General features: G+C 64.2%; 18 protein-coding genes. 7 read left to right on the top strand and 11 right to left on the bottom strand.

The window, feature by feature from the left end; translation table 11 throughout:
- The first annotated feature begins 10 nt into the window (after nucleotides 1-10).
- Together GC148_RS14620 and GC148_RS14615 are read left to right on the top strand one after the other, a co-directional pair.
- Nucleotides 11-1,864, top strand: a complete 1,854-nt coding sequence (locus GC148_RS14620) for a hypothetical protein (RefSeq protein WP_291071870.1) — start codon at nucleotides 11-13, stop codon at nucleotides 1,862-1,864.
- 12 nt (nucleotides 1,865-1,876) lie between these two features.
- Complete coding sequence (locus tag GC148_RS14615) at nucleotides 1,877-2,083, top strand: hypothetical protein (RefSeq protein ID WP_291071869.1); 207 nt, start codon at nucleotides 1,877-1,879, stop codon at nucleotides 2,081-2,083.
- Here GC148_RS14615 and GC148_RS14610 read toward each other — a convergent pair.
- The 8 genes from GC148_RS14610 to GC148_RS14575 form a co-directional block, all read right to left on the bottom strand.
- Entirely contained in the window at nucleotides 2,080-3,315 is a 1,236-nt protein-coding gene (locus GC148_RS14610; protein ID WP_291071867.1) for an acyl-CoA dehydrogenase family protein, read from the bottom strand. The two genes, GC148_RS14615 and GC148_RS14610, sit on opposite strands and share 4 nt — an antisense overlap.
- Before the next feature lie 69 nt (nucleotides 3,316-3,384).
- Nucleotides 3,385-4,131 (bottom strand): tRNA pseudouridine(38-40) synthase TruA, encoded by a 747-nt coding sequence (truA, locus tag GC148_RS14605; RefSeq protein ID WP_291071866.1) that lies wholly within the window; start codon nucleotides 4,129-4,131, stop codon nucleotides 3,385-3,387.
- Nucleotides 4,132-4,162: 31 nt separating this feature from the next.
- A complete protein-coding gene (locus GC148_RS14600) occupies nucleotides 4,163-4,447 on the bottom strand; it encodes a SemiSWEET family transporter (protein ID WP_291071864.1) in 285 nt (94 codons plus the stop codon).
- A gap of 18 nt (nucleotides 4,448-4,465) precedes the next feature.
- Nucleotides 4,466-4,954, bottom strand: coding sequence for an N-acetyltransferase (locus GC148_RS14595; RefSeq protein ID WP_291071862.1), 489 nt, complete (start codon nucleotides 4,952-4,954; stop codon nucleotides 4,466-4,468).
- Nucleotides 4,951-5,901: a methionyl-tRNA formyltransferase gene (gene fmt, locus GC148_RS14590; RefSeq protein WP_291071860.1), complete on the bottom strand. Its 951-nt coding sequence runs from the start codon at nucleotides 5,899-5,901 to the stop codon at nucleotides 4,951-4,953. The genes GC148_RS14595 and fmt overlap by 4 nt, the downstream gene beginning before the upstream one ends.
- 133 nt (nucleotides 5,902-6,034) lie before the next feature.
- On the bottom strand, nucleotides 6,035-6,565 hold the full coding sequence (gene def, locus GC148_RS14585; RefSeq protein ID WP_291071858.1) for a peptide deformylase: 531 nt from the start codon (nucleotides 6,563-6,565) through the stop codon (nucleotides 6,035-6,037).
- A gap of 40 nt (nucleotides 6,566-6,605) precedes the next feature.
- The gene (rmuC, locus tag GC148_RS14580) at nucleotides 6,606-7,949 is read right to left on the bottom strand and encodes a DNA recombination protein RmuC (RefSeq protein ID WP_291071856.1); all 1,344 of its coding nucleotides are present in this window, start codon (nucleotides 7,947-7,949) and stop codon (nucleotides 6,606-6,608) included.
- Between the two features lie 160 nt (nucleotides 7,950-8,109).
- Complete coding sequence (locus GC148_RS14575; protein ID WP_291071854.1) at nucleotides 8,110-9,084, bottom strand: nitronate monooxygenase family protein; 975 nt, start codon at nucleotides 9,082-9,084, stop codon at nucleotides 8,110-8,112.
- A gap of 117 nt (nucleotides 9,085-9,201) precedes the next feature.
- Here GC148_RS14575 and GC148_RS14570 point away from each other — a divergent pair, with 117 nt between their 5' ends.
- The 3 genes from GC148_RS14570 (at nucleotide 9,202) to GC148_RS14560 (ending at nucleotide 12,036) form a co-directional block, all read left to right on the top strand.
- Nucleotides 9,202-10,083, top strand: coding sequence for an HAD family acid phosphatase (locus GC148_RS14570; RefSeq protein ID WP_291071852.1), 882 nt, complete (start codon nucleotides 9,202-9,204; stop codon nucleotides 10,081-10,083).
- 279 nt (nucleotides 10,084-10,362) lie between these two features.
- Complete coding sequence (locus tag GC148_RS14565; RefSeq protein WP_291071850.1) at nucleotides 10,363-11,244, top strand: LysR family transcriptional regulator; 882 nt, start codon at nucleotides 10,363-10,365, stop codon at nucleotides 11,242-11,244.
- A gap of 60 nt (nucleotides 11,245-11,304) precedes the next feature.
- Entirely contained in the window at nucleotides 11,305-12,036 is a 732-nt protein-coding gene (locus GC148_RS14560) for an alpha/beta hydrolase (protein WP_291071849.1), read from the top strand.
- Here the strand turns inward: GC148_RS14560 and GC148_RS14555 are convergent.
- A complete protein-coding gene (locus GC148_RS14555) occupies nucleotides 12,033-14,630 on the bottom strand; it encodes a PAS domain-containing hybrid sensor histidine kinase/response regulator (RefSeq protein WP_291071847.1) in 2,598 nt (865 codons plus the stop codon). The two genes, GC148_RS14560 and GC148_RS14555, sit on opposite strands and share 4 nt — an antisense overlap.
- Nucleotides 14,631-14,808: 178 nt before the next feature.
- Between GC148_RS14555 and GC148_RS14550 the strand changes: the two genes are divergently transcribed.
- Both GC148_RS14550 and GC148_RS14545 read left to right on the top strand, forming a co-directional pair.
- Complete coding sequence (locus tag GC148_RS14550; RefSeq protein WP_291071845.1) at nucleotides 14,809-16,665, top strand: DUF885 domain-containing protein; 1,857 nt, start codon at nucleotides 14,809-14,811, stop codon at nucleotides 16,663-16,665.
- The gene (locus GC148_RS14545; RefSeq protein WP_291071844.1) at nucleotides 16,641-17,318 is read left to right on the top strand and encodes a YceI family protein; all 678 of its coding nucleotides are present in this window, start codon (nucleotides 16,641-16,643) and stop codon (nucleotides 17,316-17,318) included. Before GC148_RS14550 ends, GC148_RS14545 begins: the two co-directional genes overlap by 25 nt.
- Here GC148_RS14545 and GC148_RS14540 read toward each other — a convergent pair.
- Both GC148_RS14540 and dksA read right to left on the bottom strand, forming a co-directional pair.
- Nucleotides 17,296-18,405 (bottom strand): FliM/FliN family flagellar motor C-terminal domain-containing protein, encoded by a 1,110-nt coding sequence (locus GC148_RS14540; RefSeq protein WP_291071842.1) that lies wholly within the window; start codon nucleotides 18,403-18,405, stop codon nucleotides 17,296-17,298. The two genes, GC148_RS14545 and GC148_RS14540, sit on opposite strands and share 23 nt — an antisense overlap.
- 283 nt (nucleotides 18,406-18,688) lie before the next feature.
- A complete protein-coding gene (gene dksA / locus GC148_RS14535; protein ID WP_291071840.1) occupies nucleotides 18,689-19,135 on the bottom strand; it encodes an RNA polymerase-binding protein DksA in 447 nt (148 codons plus the stop codon).
- Nucleotides 19,136-19,256: the final 121 nt, after the last annotated feature.

Below are 19,256 nucleotides of genomic sequence, written 5' to 3'. Positions count from 1 at the left end.
GGAAACACTTTTGGGGAAACTGTTTCAGGAATTGCGGCGCCGGAACGTGTTCCGGGTGGCAGGCGTGTACGCCGTCGTCGGTTGGCTGCTGATCCAGATCATCGTGGCCGTGAAGGCACCGCTGGACCTGCCGGGCTGGACGGATACGTTCTTCATCGTGCTGGTGCTGGCGGGATTCCCGATTGCGATGCTGTTTGCGTGGGCGTTCGAGATGACGCCGGAGGGCATGAAGCGCACAGCGGCTGTGTCTCAAGGCGAGAGCATCGCCGCAAAGACCGGAAGCCGGCTGGACTTCATCATCATTGGCGGTCTTGCGCTGGTCGGCGCGCTGATCATCGGCGACCGCCTGATGCCGGAGACGGGGATAGGCGCCGCCGGGCCGCAAGTGGCAAAAGGCGAGGCGTCGGCGTCCGTGGCGGTGCTGCCGTTCATCGACCTTTCGCCGGATGGTGATCAGGAGTTTTTCTCTGACGGAATTTCCGAGGAAATCCTGAATGTGCTCGTGCGCATTCCGAAACTGAAAGTCGCGGGGCGGACCTCCAGCTTTTCCTTCAAGGGACAGAACGAGGACCTGCGCGAGATCGGCGCGGCGCTGGGCGTCGACCATGTGCTGGAAGGCAGCGTGCGCAAATCCGGCACGAAGCTGCGCATCACGGCGCAGCTGATCCGTTCGAATGATGGCTTCCATATGTGGTCGGAAACGTATGACCGTGAACTGACGGATGTGTTCGACATTCAGGATGACATCGCCAAGGCGGTGGCCGGGGAGCTTGCGCTGTCGCTCGGCCTCAAGTCAGACGAGTCGCTGATTGTTGACCGGACGGACGACATCGAGGCCTATGAGAAATACCTGAAAGCCCGCCAGCTCTTCCTGGCGCGCGGCCGGGAGAATCTTGATGCTGCGCTGTTGCTGTTGAACGAAGTCACAGCGCGCGATCCGGACTTTGCGCCTGCCTGGGCGCTGATCGGTAACACCTATGTCGTCTACGAAGCCTACCAGCCGGGCAATCCACCAGATGGCGATTGGCATCAGTGGCGCGCGATCGGACTTGCAGCCTCGGAACGGGCGATTACCCTCGACCCGGGCAATGCTGAAGCCCATATGAGCCGTGCGTCGCTTATGGTCTACTCAGGCGACCTTATCCCAGGCGCGGAAGAGTTGGACAAGGCGGTTGACCTTGCCCCTGACAACGCGGCCGTCCTCGATCTTGCGGCGCAAATGCTGTTAGCTCTAGGGTATCGCCAGGAAGCCAGAAGCCTTGCACAGCGGGCGGTCGAGAGTGATCCGCTGGTCTCCATCTACCGGAACACGCTCGGCAATGCAGTGGCGTTTAGCGGCGCAAGTCCGGACGCGCCCGATCCGGCAGAAGAAGCACTGAAACAATATGCAAAGGTCAGGGAGATCAACCCCGACATGATCTACGGCTACACGAACCCTTTTCGAACCCTCCTGATTGACGGTAAATTCGACGAAGCCGAGGCGATGTTCCAGATGGCTGTTGACAGGGGGTTGATACCGCCTGACGCAATGGCGGACGTGAAGTCAGCCCTGTCTGCCGCCCGTCAGGGAGAAGCGGGCGCGCCAGCGCTTCGCGCCCTGCTTGCGGCGAACCCGACCCTAGACGGCACGATTGCCATCTTGCTGAAGGACCCGGACCTGACGATTGCCATGATGCAACCTGCATGGGACGCAGCATACCAGAGCGAACCGGCGCTTTTCTTCCTCAGACCCGCCAGCATTTACCAGCATCCGAAATGGAAAGCTCAGGTCCGCAAGCAAGGCGTCCTCGCCCTCTGGAAATCGCGCGGGTTTCCCGCCTGGTGCAAGCCTGTGGGCAAGGACGATTTCGCGTGTACCGGCTGACAGAGGCGTGTGATGGGCGGTAATTTCACACGGGAAATCCTGCGCTGGCTGCATATCACCGGCGGCATGATCCTTCTGGCCTATGTCTACTCGCCGCTGGTGGAAAACCCGTTCTTCGTGACCAGCACGAAGTACGTGATTTTCCCCGGGCTGGCGCTCAGCGGTCTGGTGCTGTGGCAACTCCCGCTGATCCGCGGCGTGATGCGGCGCAAGGACTAGAGCAGATCCCCGCCGCAGGCGGCGGCCGTCGTGCCATCCTTCTTGAAGGCGCGGATGACGTTCTTGCCAGTGATCCATTTGTGCACTTCATCCGGACCATCGACGAGGCGCTGGGAGCGAACGTGCGTGTACCAGGCGGCGAGCGGCGTATCGAGCGAATAGCCGAGCGCGCCGTGCAACTGGATCGCCGTGTCGACCACGTCATGCACCATGTTGGCGAGATAGACCTTGGCGATACCGTTTTCCTGGCGGATGTCCATGCCGTTCTCGGCCTTGTAGGCAATGTGCATCAGCATCAGGCGGGCAATATAGATCTTGCTCGCGCAATCGGCGAGCATGAACTGTACGCCCTGGCGCTCGTCGAGTTTCTTGCCGAACGTGGACCGTTTGGTGACATGTTCCGTGGCCAGATCAAGTGCGCGCTGGGCCATGGCGACATTGTGCATGCCGTGGCGCAGACGGCCGTAAGCGAGCCGGTGCTGGCCCATCGCGAAGCCCTGCCCTTCCCCGCCGAGCAGGTTTTCTTCCGGCACGACAAGGTTCTCGATCTTCACCTCGGCATGGCCGCCGCCCATCTCGGCATAGTGGGGCCCATGCACGGCCATCGTGGGGATGTCTCGGATGATGTTGTAGCCGGGGTTCGGCAGCTCGACGATGAAGGTTGAGTATTGCTGGTGGCGCGGCGCTTCCGGATTGGTCCTGGCCATGACGACCGCGATGTCGGCGGCGGTGGCGGCGGAGGAGAACCATTTCTCGCCGTTGAGGACATAATTGCCCTTGCCGTCCTTCACGGCGGTGGTCTGCATGCCGGTCGCGTCGGCGCCAGCGGCCTTCTCAGTCATCGAATAGCAGATGCGCTTGTCACCGTTGATCAGCGGCTTGAGGTATTTCTCCTTCTGGAAATCCGTGCCATGGGCGAGCAGCGTCAGCATGGTCGCATCGTCCGGACCCTGAGAATTCATCGAAAGGGCGCCGAGATGGCTCTGGCCGAGTTCCATCTGCACAAGGGCGTTGGCGAGCGGGCCAAGCCCCATGCCGCCATGCTCGACCGGGAAGAAGGGCAGCCACAGGCCCTGCGCGCGGGCTTTCTGGCGCAACTCCTTCAGCACCGTCTTGTACGCCTTGCCGGCCGCCATTTCCTTTTCGGCGGGGATGCATTCTTCCTGCACCCACTTGCGCACGCGCGCGCGGATCTCGTTGGCTTCTTCCGGAATCGTGAAATCGATGGCCATGGCGTTTCTCCCTGTTTGTTTGGGGAGAGGCTAAACCCGAACCCGCAGGCAAAAAAGGCTGCCTTCGCGTCAGGGGGCGGCCGGATAGTCCACGCGCTCGAGATAAAGCCCGTCACTGGGCGCGACGGGACCGCAGGCGGTGCGGTCGGCGGCTGCGAGGATATCCGAGATCCATTCCGGGCGCTGGAAGCCACGGCCGACTTCGACGAGGCTGCCGACCATCGAGCGCACCTGCCGGTGCAGGAAGCTCTGCGCCGAGCAGGTGATCTCGATCCGGTCGCCGAAGCGGGCGACGTCCAGCCGGTCGAGCGTCTTGACCGGGCTGGCAGCCTGACAAGCCGTATCGCGGAAGGTCGTGAAGTCGTGATGGCCGAGCAGGCGCTGCGCCGCCGCGTGCATTGCGGCGGCGTCCAGCTTTGACGGAACGCGCCAGGCCAGGCCGCGCTCCAACGCCAGATCGGCGCGCCGGTTGATGATGACATACCGGTAGTGGCGCGCGGTGGCCGAGAAACGGGCGTGGAAGTCGTCGCTGACCTGCTCGGCCTTGAGCACGGCGATCGGATGCGGGCGCAGATGGAAGTTCATTGCGTCGGCGACCTTGTCCGGCCGGTCCTGCGCGAGGTCCATATGAGCGACCTGGCCGGTCGCGTGGACGCCGGAATCGGTACGCCCTGCCCCGGTCACCTCGACCGGTTGGCCGTCGAGCTTGGCGGCGGCGTCTTCGAGCGCGGCCTGCACGGTCGGCACGCCGGGCAGCTTCATCCAGCCCTGGTACGGGCCGCCATTATATTCGAGGAGGAGCTTGTAGCGGGGCATGGCTTGGCGCTGCCAGTCCGGCGGGGTTTGGTCAACTCCCGGGCGCGGCATCCGGCACGCTGTGGCGCAGCTTCAGCCAGATGATGGCGCAGAAAAGCATGATCGCCATGCCGTTCCAGAAGATGATGCTGGGCGCGTGCCCGAGCCAGCCATATGCCCCCCAGAGGACCGACCCGGTCAGGGCCATCAGGTAGGTCGTCAAGGAGACATCGCGGGCCTGCCTTGTGCGGATGATCTTGATCGCCTGAGGCGCGGACGCGAAGGTGCCGAACAGGCCGGCCACGAAGCCGAGCAGTTCGAGGGGAGAGAGGGTCATGCGAGATGCCTGTATCGATCAGCTGAAGGCGGGGGGATAGGTGAGCGTACCGGAAGCCGGGGCGCCTTCGCGCAGGCGCTGGGCCATGAAATGCGGTCCAGACCAAGGCGCCGCGAACGGTCGTGCAGCCTCTGCGGAGAATCCGAAGCGCGGATAATAGGCGGGATGACCAAGGACGAAGACGATTGTCTCGCCGAGGTCATCAAGATCTTCAAGACCGGTGCGGACCAGATAGCTGCCGATCCCGCTGCGCTGAAGGCCCGGCCAGGCGCACATCGGTCCGAGTCCGACGCCCGTTGGCTCACCATCGATCCGGATGCGGAAGAATTCGATATGACCCAAGATGCCGGACTCCCCAACCGCCACGAGGGAAACCAGACTGTCGCCATCGCCGTGAAGGCGGCGTGTGATGCGGGCCTCGTCCGGGCCGCCAAAGGCGGCATCGTTCAGCGCCGCAATGGCATCCATGTCACCGGCCTGGGTCGGGCGGATCCAGAAGCTGGTCATGCGAAATGGTCACCTGCGGCAAGCGGTGTGCCGACGAGGAAATCGCGCGCGCCAAACGGTTTGCCACCAGGCTTTTGCAGCCGGAGAAGGCGGACGGCGCGGCCATCGCCGCAGGCAACCGTCAACCGGTCGTCAAGGAGCGTGCCGGGCGGCGTGCCGGGGCTCCAGACGTCCGACAATTCGCTGAACAGAAGTTTCAGGCGCACCGGACCCTGATCGCTTTTGCATTCACACCAGGCGCCGGGCGCGGGCGAGAGGCCGCGGATCCGACAGTCGATCTCGGCGGCGGGCCGCGTCCAGTCAATGCGCTGGTCTTCCGCCGTGATCTTGGCAGCGTAGGTCATGCCGTCCTCGCGCTGGGCCACGGGCCTCAGCGTGCCATCGGCCAGACCGGCAAGCGCGCGGGGCGCCAGTTCAGCGGCGAGGATGGCCAGCCGGTCATGCAGCGTGCCAGCCGTATCCTCTGCCGTGATCGGTGTACGGACGGAGGCGAGGACAGGGCCGGTGTCGAGACCCGCTTCCATCATCATCGCATCGATGCCGGTTTCTGTGTCGCCCGCCATCATCGCGCGCTGGATCGGCGCCGCGCCGCGCCAGCGCGGCAGGATGGAGGCGTGCATGTTGAGACAGCCGAGGCGCGGCGCGTCGAGGATCGGCTGCGGCAGGATGAGGCCGTAGGCGACGACGACGGCGGCATCGAGACCGAGCGCTGCAAAGGCGGCCTGCTCTTCCGCCTTTTTCAGGCTCTTCGGTGTGCGCACGTCCAGACCCCGGCTTTCGGCATAGGCATGGACAGGCGTGGGGGTCAGCTTCTTGCCGCGTCCGGCGGGGCGCGGCGGCTGGGAATAGACGCAGGCGATCTCGTGCCCGGCCTCGGTCAGCGCTTTCAGCACACCGACGGCGATGTCGGGGCTTCCCATGAAGGCGATGCGGAGGGGCTGGGTCATGTGGTCTCCCGGTTGCCTGGCACCGGAACATCATCGGGCGGAGAAACACAAGCCTGTTCCCGCCGCCCGCCTTGCGCAATTGCGCGCGGGATCCCGGTTTTCGCGGGAGGGCGCGGAGCCCGGGAAATGGCGGCTAGTTCGCGTCTTCGCGGATGGCGCGGATCTTGGCCTTCTTCACCTTGTCGATGGCGCGCTGGCGCTTCAGGCGGGACAGGTAATCGATGAACAGCGTGCCTTCGAGATGGTCCATCTCGTGCTGGATGCAGACGGCGTAAAGATCTTCCGCCCATTCATCGACAGGGTTGCCGTTGTAATCGAGATACTTGATGCGGCAGCGGGCCGGGCGCTCGACCTCGTCGAAGATGTCCGGGACGGAGAGGCAGCCTTCCTCATAGGGCTTCGTTTCCTCGACCGTTTCCACGATCTCCGGGTTCACGAAATAGCGCGGGGCTTTTTCCTCGCCCTCACGGGCCAGATCCATGACGATGATGCGCAGTGGCACGCCGATCTGGATAGCCGCCAGGCCAATGCCGGGGGCGTCGTACATGGTTTCCAGCATGTCATCCATGAGCGCGCGGTGCTCGTCGGTGACGGGGCCCATAACGGGCTTCGACACCTCTTTCAGGCGCGGATCGGGGACTGTGAGGATTTCGCGGATGGCCATGGAGGTCAGATATGCATGCCTTCCGTGTGCGTCAACGGGTCTATTCCGCCGACAGCGCCTTGCGCGGCGGTGGCAGGTCCAGCTCTCCGGTCGTCGCGGGCGGGCGGGCACGGGCTTCGATCTGCTTCGGTTCGACGGCCGTTTTGGCCGGCGGGGCGATCGAAAGCTCCTCGAACCGGCGCAGTGTGGGCATCACGCGCTTGTCCACCGAGCCCATGACATCATTGAAGGCATCGACCGATCCATTCAGGGATTTGCCAAGCTTCTGCATGTGCTCCAGCATCTTGCCGATACGGAGGTAAAGCTCGGCGCCAAGCTCGGCCGCCTCCATCGCATTGGCGTTCATCTCGTGCTGACGCCAGAGATGGGCCACCGTGCGGGCGAGCGCGATCAGCGTCGTTGGCGTCGTCACGATCACCGATTTGGCCATCGCCTTCTCGATCAGGTCCGGGGCATGTTCGAGCGCGGCAGCGAAGAAATTCTCGCCGGGGATGAACATGGCCACGTAGTCGAACCGGTTGCCGAGATTGGACTGGTAGTCCTTGGACGAGAGCAGGTTCACATGGCGCTGGACGCTGGCGGCGTGGGCCTTGAGATGGGCGCCGCGCTGGGCGGCGTCATCGGTGCCGTTGGCAGCCATGTAGGCGTCCAGCGACACCTTGGAATCGATCACGATCTGCCGGTTGCCCGGCAGCCGGATGATGGCGTCAGGCCGTTGGCGACCGGCCTCCCCCTGTTCGCTGACCTGTTCGGAAAAATCGCAGTGCTGGGAGAGCCCCGCCTGTTCCATCACATTGCGCAGCGTCATCTCACCCCAGCGCCCGCCACCTTTCGGCGCGGTCAGCGCGCTGACGAGTTTGCCGGTCTCGGCCGTGTGCACCTTGAGGCTCGCATGGATCGCCTCGACCTGTTCCTTCAGGGCGGACTTGTCTTCGGTGCGCACTTTCTCGAGTGCGTCGACGCGCTGGCGGAAGGTTTCGAAATTCTCGCCGATGGGTTTCATCAGCTCGGTCAGCTGGCCCTTGGCGCCTTCCTTGTGCTTCTCGAAGGTCTCGTTGGCGAGCTGCAGGAACTGGACATTGGCGCGCGCCAGAACGCCCTGCGCCATCTCGGCGAACTTGCGTTCCTCCTCGTCGCTGCGGGCCTGAGCGGCGGCGAGCTTCAACTCAGCCTCGCGGGCGACCGCTTCGGCGGTGCGGGCGCGCTGGCTGTTGCGTTCCGCTTCTGCCTGCGCAGCATCAAGATCCCGCGCCAGCAATTGCCGCGCACCTTCTGCCCCCTGGCGCATCTGCCAGAAAGCCACGCCAAGACCGATGGCTAGAGCGAGAAACACGAGGTGCAGCGCGTCGAGCGCGACCGTTCCGAAGGTCAAAATGGGATCCATGGAAACACCTTAAACCGATTCCCATGGAACATAATCGGAACAGAAACGTGCTGTCTACACCTGAGGGGCGAGCGCTTCCTTCCCCTCAGGCGAAATCCGGCCACCCGAAATCAATGGTTAACAGCGCGGATTAAACACCGAATGCGGCGCGGGTGCCCGATCAGGCGACGGCGCGGGCGAGGCGTTTCGTGATGATTTCCTCGGCCTGGGCCATGATCCGGTCGATCAGTTCCTTGCAGGTCGGGATATCGTAGATCAGGCCCGCCACCATGCCACACGACCAGGCCCCGGCATCCATGTCGCCATCGAGCATGATCTTCGGATAGACGCCCGCGACTTCCTCGATGATGTCCTCGAACTTGATCGACGTGCCGAGTTCTTTCTCCTTCTGGAGCAGGCGTTCGACCGCCGGGTTGGTCAGCACGCGCTCGGTATTGCGCAGCGGACGCATGACGAGGCGGGTGTCAAGTTCAGAGGCGGCGACGAGCGCCTGTTTTACATTCTCGTGGACCGGGGCTTCCCTGGTCGCGATGAAGCGTGTGCCCATGTTCATGCCTTCGGCGCCGAGCGCCATCGCGGCGACCAGCGAACGGCCGTCAGCCATGCCGCCGGACGCGATAAAGGGGATGTCGAGCTCGTCCATGGCGCGCGGCAGTAGGATGAAGTTTGGCACATCGTCTTCGCCCGGGTGGCCGCCGCATTCGAAGCCATCGACCGAGACCGCATCGCAGCCGATCTTCTGGGCTTTCAGCGCGTGGCGCACCGCGGTGCATTTGTGGATGACCTTGATGCCATGCTCCTTTAGCACCGGCAGCACCTGGACCGGGTTGTTGCCGGCTGTCTCGACGACCTTCACGCCGCCCTCGATGATGGCCTTCACATAGCCGGGATAGTCAGGCTGGTTGACCGAAGGCAGGAAGGTGAGGTTCACGCCGATCGGCTTGTCGGTCATGTCGCGGCAACGGGCGATCTCGTTGGCGAGGTCCGCCGGGGTGCGCTGGGTGAGCGCCGTGATGATGCCGAGGCCGCCAGCGTTCGAGACTGCCGCTGCCATTTCGGCGAAGCCGACGAAGTGCATCCCCCCCTGAACGATGGGGTGCTGGATTCCGAGCATTTCGGTGATGCGGGTTTTCATGGGGCGTCCTCCGGTACGGGTTTCGCCTATCCATGGCGAAACCGGCTGCCGGCTGCAAGTGTAACGGCGGGTAAGCCGGGTCTGGACAGGCCCGGCGGATGGAGTCACCAAGCGGGCATGAAACGCTACATCCTCCCCGCCGCCCTCGCCCTGCTTGCCGCCTGCCAGACCGCACCGGCCCCCGCCCCTACCGCGCCGGAAGCGCCTGTCGCGGCTGAGGCGCCATCGCCGACCGCGAGCCAGCAATGGCTCTACGGCTCGGCCGAAGCGCGCATCGCCATGGTGCAGGAATGGAATGCCATTGCCGCTTATGTCGAAGCAAAGGCCGCCGCGAGGCCGAATGCCAGCGTCGTGCTGGCGCCCCGCGCAACAGCCGACGCGCCCGAGTTCCTGCCCTGCGGTGACAAGCCGCTCGCCGCTGTGTTCGACGCCGACGAAACGCTGATCTGGAACCTCGGTGTGACCGCGGAACGCCAACGCAAGGGCGAGGCGTTCGATCCGGCGGTCTGGGCCGACTGGGAACGCACCGGCGCGGGCAAGGCGGTGGCCATTCCCGGTGCACTGGACGGCCTTGCGCGGATCCGCGCGGCAGGCGTCGAAGTGATCGTCAACACCAACCGCGGCCACGACACCGCCGAAGGCAATGCAGCAACGTTGAGCGCGGCGGGCATCGGAAACTTCGTACACGGATCAAATCTGTTCCTGCGCGGCGATGACGATCAGGGCTCCGGCAAGGATGGCCGGCGCGCGACAATCTCGGAGACCTACTGCGTCGTCGCGCTCGTCGGCGACCAGCTTGGCGACATCGCCGACCTCTTCAATGCGAAGACCCTGACGCCGCCAGCCCGCAAGGCGCTGACCGCCAGCCCGGCCTTCGACCAGATGTGGGGCAATGGATGGTTCATCCTGGCAAACCCCGTCTACGGACCATCCATCGCCGGATCGATGGACGACGTCTTCCCAGCGGACACGTATTGGGAACCGTCAGCGCCAGACTGAACGTCGACGCGGCGGAAGGGTAAAGGCCGCCCGCAGAGCCACTGGGGACAATGGCTTTGCAGGCGACCCTTGGACGGCACGCGCAGGGTGGGGACGCACGAAACCGTCAATTCAATCCTGTCGTGCCGCGCCTAAGCGGGGCGTGATTCACGCGTCCAGCGAAAATTCGTTTCCGAACAATCCTGGCAGCGGTCATCCAACGTTATCCCTATTGAAATTAACCTTCGCCTGTGTGTCAATAAAATCACATAAGCAGTTTTGCGCAGGGGTGGGGCAAAAATGCACGTCCAGAACTGGGACGATTATCGCTTTGTTGCGGTGCTCGCGCGCACCGGCTCGCTGGCCGAGACCAGCCGGATTCTGGGTGTAGACCGCTCGACCGTTCAACGCCGGGTGAAGGCACTCGAGTCGCGCCTTGGCTACAACCTCTTCCTGCGGAATGGATCCCACTACGAAGCGCTCGCTGAGGCGCAGCCGATCCTGGCGGCGGCACGTACGCTGGAATCCGCGATCAACCCGGCACGGGCGCCAGCGACCAGTGAAACGCTGGGCGGCAATCTGTCAATCACGACGACAGACTCCATCTACATGTCCGGCGTCAGCGAAATGATCGACGCGTTCCAGGCCTTGCATCCTTCCTTGCGCCTGCACCTTGCCGTAACAACACGGCGGCTTGCGCTTGACCGTCTTGAATCGGATGTCGCGATCCGGCCCTCGGATTCCCCGCCGGACCATTTCATCGGCAGACGGATTTGCGATCTCTCCTTCGGCGTGTTCGCCAGCCAGACTTATCTGCAGAAGAATCGCGGCTTGCGGCGGGAAGATCACGACTGGCTGACGGTCAGCGATGAAATGAGCAATTCACCGCCCGGCCGCTGGATCGCTGCACATGTGCCCAAGGACCGGCATGTGCTGCGGGCCGACACGTTCATCGCCATCGCAGAGTCCTGCCGACTGGGACGCGGCGTGGCGTTGCTGCCCAAGTCCTATGCAGTGCGCGTACCTGAACTGGTGTCGCTGGATCATCTGATGGACGGCCCCCACTCAACCGGCCTCTGGCTGTTGACGCATCCAGACTTGCGCAACAATCCCAGAGTGCGCGCCTTCCTTGATTTCATGGGGCGCCAGCTGGCGCGCAAGAAGAAGCATTTCGCTGGCTGACTAGCGCAAGATTGCCGGGCGGCGGCATCGCCGCTAGGCTGACGCAAAGGGGACCTAGCCATGATCCTGTTCGTACACGGCGTTCCAGATACGCCCATCCTGTGGCAACCGCTGATCAAGGCGCTGGGCCTGCAGCCGGATTCCTTCAAGGCACTCGCCTTGCCGGGCTTTGCTGCGCCCTTGCCCGAAGGCTTCACCTGTACCAAGGACGCCTATGCCGGCTGGCTGGTCGAGCAGATGGAGGCTGTGGGCGAGCCCGTCCACATCGTGGGGCACGACTGGGGCGCGCTGCTGGTGCTGCGGGCGGTCTGCCTTCGGCCCGATCTGGTGTCCAGCTGGTGCGTCACCAATGCCGTGATCGACCCGGAATATAACGGACACCGGACCGCCCGAATGTGGGCAACGCCGCTGCTGGGCGAACTCGTGATGCTGGGCATGCGCAACAAGGTCCGCCTCGAGGCCGGCCTGATCGAAGGCGGCATGCCGGCCAGCCTGGCGCGCGAGGAGATCGGCCATATCGACCTTACGATGCGCCAGTCGATCCTGAAGCTCTACCGCTCTGCAGTCGGATTGAGATTCCGCGGGGAATGGGTCGATGACCTCGCCAAACTTCCGAAACGTGGACAGCTGTTCTGGGGCGAAACCGATCCCTTCGTACAACTATCCGTCGCTGAGCGCTTTTCGAAGCAATGGAACGTGCCACTGCATGTCGCGCTGGGCGCCGGCCATTGGGCCTGTCACGAACGCGCCGAGGAATTCGCCGGCTTGCTGGCCGCGCACTGGTCGCGCTAGGCGGCTTCCTTCTGCGGCGTACCGATCTCGCGCTTCACAAGCTCCGAGAGCTGACGAACCGAGAACGGCTTCGGCAGGAAGGAGACCGCGCGGTCGTCCAACTGCTTGGCGAGTTCCTGTTCGGCATAGCCCGAGATGAATATGACGCGCGCATGGCCGAGCTTTTCGCGGGCCTGCTTGATCAACGTCGGACCATTCATGCCCGGCATCACGACGTCCGAGATCACGAGATCGAACTCGCCCGGCTTGGCGTTGATGATCTCCAGCGCTTCTTCGCCATCCTCGGCCTCTTCGACCTCGTAGCCGCGCGAGCGCAGCACCGAGACCGCAATGTCGCGCACGCCGGCCTCGTCCTCGATGATGAGGATGCGGCCGCGGCCTGACAGGTCGACGGGCCGCGCGCTGGCGCGGGCTTCGGCTTCGTGATCGACCGGCGCCGGGATTTCGGCGGCGGGCAGAGCCGGCAGGTAGATGTGGAAGTTGGTGCCTTTCCCGGCCGTCGAGACCGGCTGGATGTAACCGCCCGACTGTTTGATGATCCCGAACACGGTGGCGAGGCCAAAGCCCGTACCGTAGCCTTTTTCCTTGGTCGTGAAGAAGGGCTGGAAGATCTTTTCCTGCAGCTGTTTCGGAATGCCGCCACCATTGTCTTCGACTTCGATCAGCAGGTAGTCGCCATCCTCGACATAGTCGAAGCCCTTGGCGTGCGCTTCGCGGCCGGTGGTACGGCTGGTGCGGATGACCAGCTTGCCGCCGCCGCGATGGCTGAGCATCGCGTCGCGCGCGTTGGTGACGAGGTTGATGATCGCGGTTTCGATCTGGCCCTTGTCCGCACGGATCCAGGGCACATCGCGGCCATGGTTCACTTCGAGCGTGATGCGCTCGTCGATGACACCGCGCAGCAGGATCGAGAACTCCGTCAGGAAGTCGGTCGTGTTGAAGACTTCGCGCTTGAACGTCTGCTCACGCGCATAGGCCAGCAGGCCGCGGACGAGGTCGCGCGAGCGCACGGTGGCCTCGTTGATGGCCTTGAGATTGTCAAAGGACGGGTCGCCCACAGGATGGCGCGCAACCAGCGCTTCCTGGTTGCCCATCGTGATCTGGAGCATGTTGTTGATCTCGTGCGCGATGCGGCCAGCGATGCCGCCAATGGCCTGCATCTTCTCGCCGTGCGCAAGACGCTGTTCGAGAAGGCGGTGCTCCGAGATGTCCACGACATAGGCGACCGATGGGCGGCCGGCCGCGTTCAGCGTGACGAACACGTTGACATAGCAGGCATCCTTGCCGGCGATGCGCAGCGCAACCGGTTTGTCGACGGCCTGGACCAGGGCCGAGCTGAGCGCATCCTGACCTTCCTCATCAGTGACGAAGAGTTCGGAGAAGCGCGAGCCGGGCGTTGCGCGACCGCCGCTGAGTTCCATCAGGGCCCGGTTGGCGTCGAGGATGATTGCGCCATCGACCCGGTCGCCTTCCAGACGGACCGCGCCGAACGGAGCATCGTCGAACATCGGATCGCCATCGGCGCGCATCGGGCGGGAGGCGCCCTGAAGCGCGAACCGGTCTCCCTCGCCATTCAGCACCTGCGGGCTGGGCAAAAGGATCGTACGGCCGTTGGCATCCGCGCCGCGCCCCGACCAGCTGGTGATCGCCTGCACCGGGATTTCCACCCCGTCGCGGGCGCGCAGCTGGATGTCCGCCCGGCCCGGCGCGCCGGACTTGCGGTCCCGGCCGAGCAGCTTGACGAATTCCGGGCGCATGATGTCGTCGATGCGGATGTTCTTGGCCGATTCCGGCAAGCCCAGCAGTTCGCGCAGGTAGCCGTTGGCATAGGTGATCGTACCGTCCGGACGGGCCGCAAAGAAGCCCATCGGAGCGTCTTCGACATAGAGCGATTTGAGATCGGCAGCGCCTGTCGCCTCGATCTGTCCGGCGATACGGCGGATGCGCCACAGCACACGGCCGCGCGGCAGCGGCGAAACGGTCACTTCGAACTGGGCGGGCACCTGTTCGGGGCCCAGCGCCACGGGCGGCAGCAGCTCTCGGCGGCGCACCCCGGCCTTGGCGGCTTTCGACAGGCGGTAGACCGGGGCTGCGAGCCCCGGGCTCGCGCCGAACAGGCGGTCCACAGTGACCGGGCCGGATTCGCTGGCGCCGGTGACAATGGCCAGCTGGGCAAGTTCGTCATAGGCTGAGTTGGCAGCGACCGGTGCGCCGCCCGGTTCGGTCACCAGCACTGCTTCGTCCAGGGCGTCGATCCAGGGAAAACGCGGGGCGGCCGCATTGGCGATGCGGGCGGCAGCGCCGCGCTCGGGGAAAAGGCCGATAAAGCGGCCGGCGCCGCGCACGGTCCAGAGCAGGAAAACGAGACCACCCGAGGCCATCGTGATCAGCAGGATCGACCCGGTTGCGCCCGAAGCGTGGGGCCGGGCCAGCGAAACGCTGGCGGCGGCAATCGACAGAAGCAGGCAGCCCCAGAAGGCCAGTTGCAGAAGATCGACCTTCTGCCCCGGCTCGCGGGGTTCCGCCGACGTGCCGGTCTCTTCGGTGGCACCGAGGACCTGAGACAAATCAAGGGCTTCTGAGTCTTTTTTCATAGTCTACCGCCAATTCAGCCGGCCTGCCGCCGGAAGCGCGATTATCCCCGTCGCAGCGGCCGCCACGCCAGGGACTTTCTTGGTTACCCTCTTCTCGCACGCCAAAGGTTAACGAATCCAAAAAAACCGTTAAGACCAACGCGTCGCCTCAACGTTTAACAACAGGATTCGGTTCATCATGGTATTGCGGACCACGCTCGCCCTTGTGCTGTTCAACGCCCTCGCCGCCTGCGGCACACCGGCCCATCGTGACCCCGGCGGTCCGGCCTATTCGACCGAGGCCGTTGCCGCAGAATCACAGCGCCTGAACGCCTGGTTCGAGCGGAAGTTCGACGAGGATGTCGCCCGCAATCCGATGCGCCAGACCTTCTTGGGCATCAAGGACCGCTATGGCGAATGGACCGACCCCTCGCCCGCCTTCGAACAGGCTGAACTCGAGATCCAGCGGGCCAATGTCGCTGAAATGAAAGCGGAATTTGACTTCGACAAGCTGGACAACCAGGCCCAGCTGTCTTGGCGCCTGGCGGAATACCAGCTGGAGCGGGCGGAAGCGGCGGCGGCTTTCGAAGGGTATGAGTACACGTTCAACCAGATGCACGGCGTGCAGTCAGCCATCCCGGCCTTCCTGATCAACCAGCACAAGGTTGCAACACTGTCGGACGCGGAGGCCTATATCTCGCGCCTGCAGGGGGTCAGCGCCTATCTCGGCCAGCACGTAGCCAATGCCCGCGATTCGGCCGCCCGGGGCATCCAGCCGCCGTCGTTCGTGTACGATTATGTGCTGTCGGACGCGCGCGGCGTGATCACGGGCTATCCGTTTTCCGGCGCGGGCGACGGCGCCGATGACAGCCCGCTGATGGACGACTTCCGGGCCAAGACGGCGGCGCTGGCCGCCAACACTACGATCACCGAGGAACAGGCGGCCGACCTCAATGCGCGCGCCGCCGAAGCCCTGCTTACGTCAGTGGGCCCGGCCTATGAGGCCGCGATTGCCGAGCTCGTGACCCAGCAGCTGAAAGCAACCGCAGACGACGGCATTTGGAAGCTGCCGGACGGCGAAGCCTATTACAACATGCGCCTCGCCCAGATGACGACCACGGACATGACCGCAGACGAGATCCACCAGCTGGGTCTCGACGAGGTGGCCCGCATCCACGCCGAGATGAAGGCGATCATGGCGCAGGTCGGCTTCGAAGGCAGTCTGCAGGACTTCTTCGCCTTCATGCGCACGGACCCGCGGTTCTACAAGCCGAACACGCCGGAAGGCAAAGCGGAGTATCTCGCCGAGGCTGAAGCCGCCATCGCGAAGATGAAGGGCGACCTGCCAAAACTGTTCAACACGTTCCCGAAGGCGGACATGGAAGTGAAGGCGGTGGAGCCGTTCCGCGAGAAGTCTGCAGGCAAGGCGTTCTACTCGCGCCCTGCCCCGGATGGCAGCCGTCCGGGGACTTACTATGCCAACCTCTACAACATGGCCGACATGCCGACCTACCAGCTGGAAGCGCTTGCGTTCCATGAAGGCATCCCGGGCCATCACATGCAGATCGCCATCGCACAGGAACTGGAAGGCATTCCGAGCTTCCGGAAGTATGGCGGCTACACAGCCTTTTCCGAAGGCTGGGGCCTCTATTCAGAGCTCGCCCCGAAGGAAATGGGCTATTACGCTGATCCGTACTCGGACTTTGGCCGTCTCGCGATGGAAATCTGGCGCGCAGCCCGCCTGGTCGTCGATACCGGTATTCACTCGAAGAAGTGGACGCGGGAAGAGGCGGTCAAATACCTGATGGACAACACGCCCAACCCGCCGGGCGACTGCCAGAAGGCGATCGACCGCTACATCGTGATGCCAGGCCAGGCGACCGCTTACAAGATCGGTATGCTGAAGATCGTCGAGCTGCGCGAACGCGCCCGCACCGAACTGGGTGACGCGTTCGACATTCGCGAATTCCACGACATCGTGCTAAAGGACGGCGCGGTGCCTCTCGCAGTTCTGGAAGAAACGGTGGACGCATGGCTCGCTTCAAAGAAAACCTGACACAACCGAAACGCACTGCGAAGGCCGCGCTGCTCGGGCTGGCTTTTCCGCTCGCGGCACTGGCAGGATGCAACTCGCTGGCCGCGACCGTATTGAAGCCGCAGGTCGAGGCGGCGGCGCTGAGCGTGCCGGCCGGCGACTACAAGCTCGACACCAAGCACGCCTCGATCCTCTTCAAGATCAATCATCTGGGCTATTCGACTTATGTCGGGCGGTTCGACCGGTTTGATGCGAGCCTGTCGGGCGATCCGGCCCATCCCGAAGCCGCCACCGTGACGGCCGTCGTCGACATGTCTTCGCTGGACATCGCCAATCCGGAATTTGCTGAAGAACTCATGGGGCCGGACTGGTTCGATGCCGGCGCCTATCCGCAGGCGACGTTCAAGACCTACGGGCTGAAAGTCGTGGGCAAGAACGAAGCCGACATCAGCGGCGACCTGACCCTGAAGGGCAAGACACAGGCGGTGATCATCAAGGCCCGCCTGAATGGCAGCGCCTATGACCGGCTGCGCGGCGCAGACGTGGTCGGCTTTTCAGCGACCTTGTCGATCAGGCGGTCTGATTTCGGGATCGACAGGTTTACGGGCCTGATCACCGATGACGTGGTCATCGAGATCGAAGCGGAGTTCATCAAGACGAAGCCGGCCGGGTAAGTCCGCCGAGGGCCGGGCCGCGGCGCGTGATGCGCAAGGCAACGCGGTTGCCGCGCCGGCCGATTTCCGCTTCGGCCGCTAGAACGCCGCCCTCCCCGCCCGAGACGAGTTCGACCGGCTGATCCGCCGGGATTCCCAGCAGCAGGGTCGCGCCCGGCTTCAGGCCGGACAGGCGCGAGAGCGGCACGGCGAGGCTCGCCACCCGCGCGGTGAGGACCGTCGAGAGGGCGCCGTGGATCGGCGCGGCGGCCTGTTTCGGCGCGGCGGCCTGTTTCGGCGCCGGAACCGCTGCGGGCAACTCGATGCCTGCGAGCGTGGACGCGAGGATTAGCTGCGCCCCGAACGTGTGCGTCTGAACCCGCAGCGACAGGTCGGCCACGAATGCGCCGCCCGGCGGAGCGATCGATGCGGCAAACACCGCCTCGGTTTCAAGGCTGGAGAAGGTCAGGTCCGGCGCAATGGCGGCCGCCAACGGGCGCAGCAGTGCATCCAGCAACGCCAGATCTATCGGGCTCAGCGGCTGGGGCGCGCCGGGGCGTCTTTGTGCGCCGCAAGCCGTCTCGATCAGCAACTGGGTGAAGCCAGCGGGCAGAACGAGCACCGCGCCCACATCGCCGCTGCGGGCCGTGAAGCAGGCAAAGGCCGGGCCGGTCGCCGGACTCTGGCTGACCGACTGGTCGAAAGGTGCGCGGCGTGTGCCGGACACCATGGCCGCGACCGGCAGGCCGCAGCTGTCGCGAAGGGCCAGCGACAGGCGCGCCGCGAGGCGCCGGGCTGTGTCATGGTCCAGCGACGTATCGGCTGGCGGCGGCGCGGCGAACTCGCTGACAGCGCGCGGCACCGTCGGTGCGGCGGGCTCGGGCTCGGGCGGCATGTCCGACAGGTCCGGCCGCAGCAGCGCTTCGATCTCGGCCGGCGTCAACACGCCCCGGCTGGTCGGCAGCGGACGGTCCGGCTCGGCCGGTTCAAAGGTCTTCGGCAGATCGGACATGACCTGGCCCCGGCGGCGCGGGGGCATGTCCCAGCCGTCATCGGCGCTGCCCAGCAGCGACGTCGCGGAGTCCGGAGCATCCAGGTCGAAGGTCATTGGACATTCATCGCCCGGTTCCGGTTAACGACCCGTTAGGGAACTGGAGCGCAGCGCGGAAGTTAAGGCCGCACCCCTCGTCGATTCAGGACTTTCGCTGGAATTTAACGCGCTGGTCAGTTCCCGGTAAGGCGTGATTCGGAAGTTGGGCGCATTGTGTCTTCATTGCTGAAGGGGAAACCTTGAGAGTTCCGCCAAGGCGTTCGGGTGAGTTCGGGTTTGAATAAAAAAGGCGGCGCTACCCCGGGTAGCGCCGCCTTTCAGGTTTCGGGGCCGGTTCGGCCTAGTCGTCGCGCAGCGTGCGTTCCTTGCGCTCGTGGCGTTCCTGGGCCTCAAGGCTGAGGGTTGCGGTCGGGCGCGCTTCAAGGCGGCGCAGGCCGATCGGCTCGCCGGTGGCTTCGCAATACCCGTAAGTGCCGTCCTCGATGCGGCGGATCGCCGAGTCGATCTTGGCAATCAGCTTGCGCTGGCGGTCGCGCGTGCGCAGTTCGAGGGCCTTGTCGCTCTCGGCCGAGGCGCGGTCGACGATGTCCGGCAAGGAGCCTGACTCGTCCTGGAGATTGTGGATGGTCTGCTTGGCGCCGTCGAGGATGTCGGCCTTCCAGGCCTCGAGCAGCCGCCGGAAAAAGGCGAGCTGACGCTCGTTCATGAACTCTTCGTCTTCGGAGGGGCGATAGTCGTCTGAAAGATCGATGCTCACCGCAGTCTCCTTCACTCGTTTCCGTGCCATATAGATCGACCCTCGATTCGGCGCAATTGCTTACGCTGTTATCTTTAATTCAACAATATCAAGCCCTTAAGTCAAATTTACGACAATTCCCGTCAACTTTCGAGCTTTTGGCGCAGTTCGA

The organism is Hyphomonas sp. (genome assembly GCF_016125515.1).
GTDB lineage: Bacteria > Pseudomonadota > Alphaproteobacteria > Caulobacterales > Hyphomonadaceae > Hyphomonas.
Note: the sequence above shows the minus strand (reverse complement) of the source record. Positions and strands in the feature narration are given on the sequence as shown.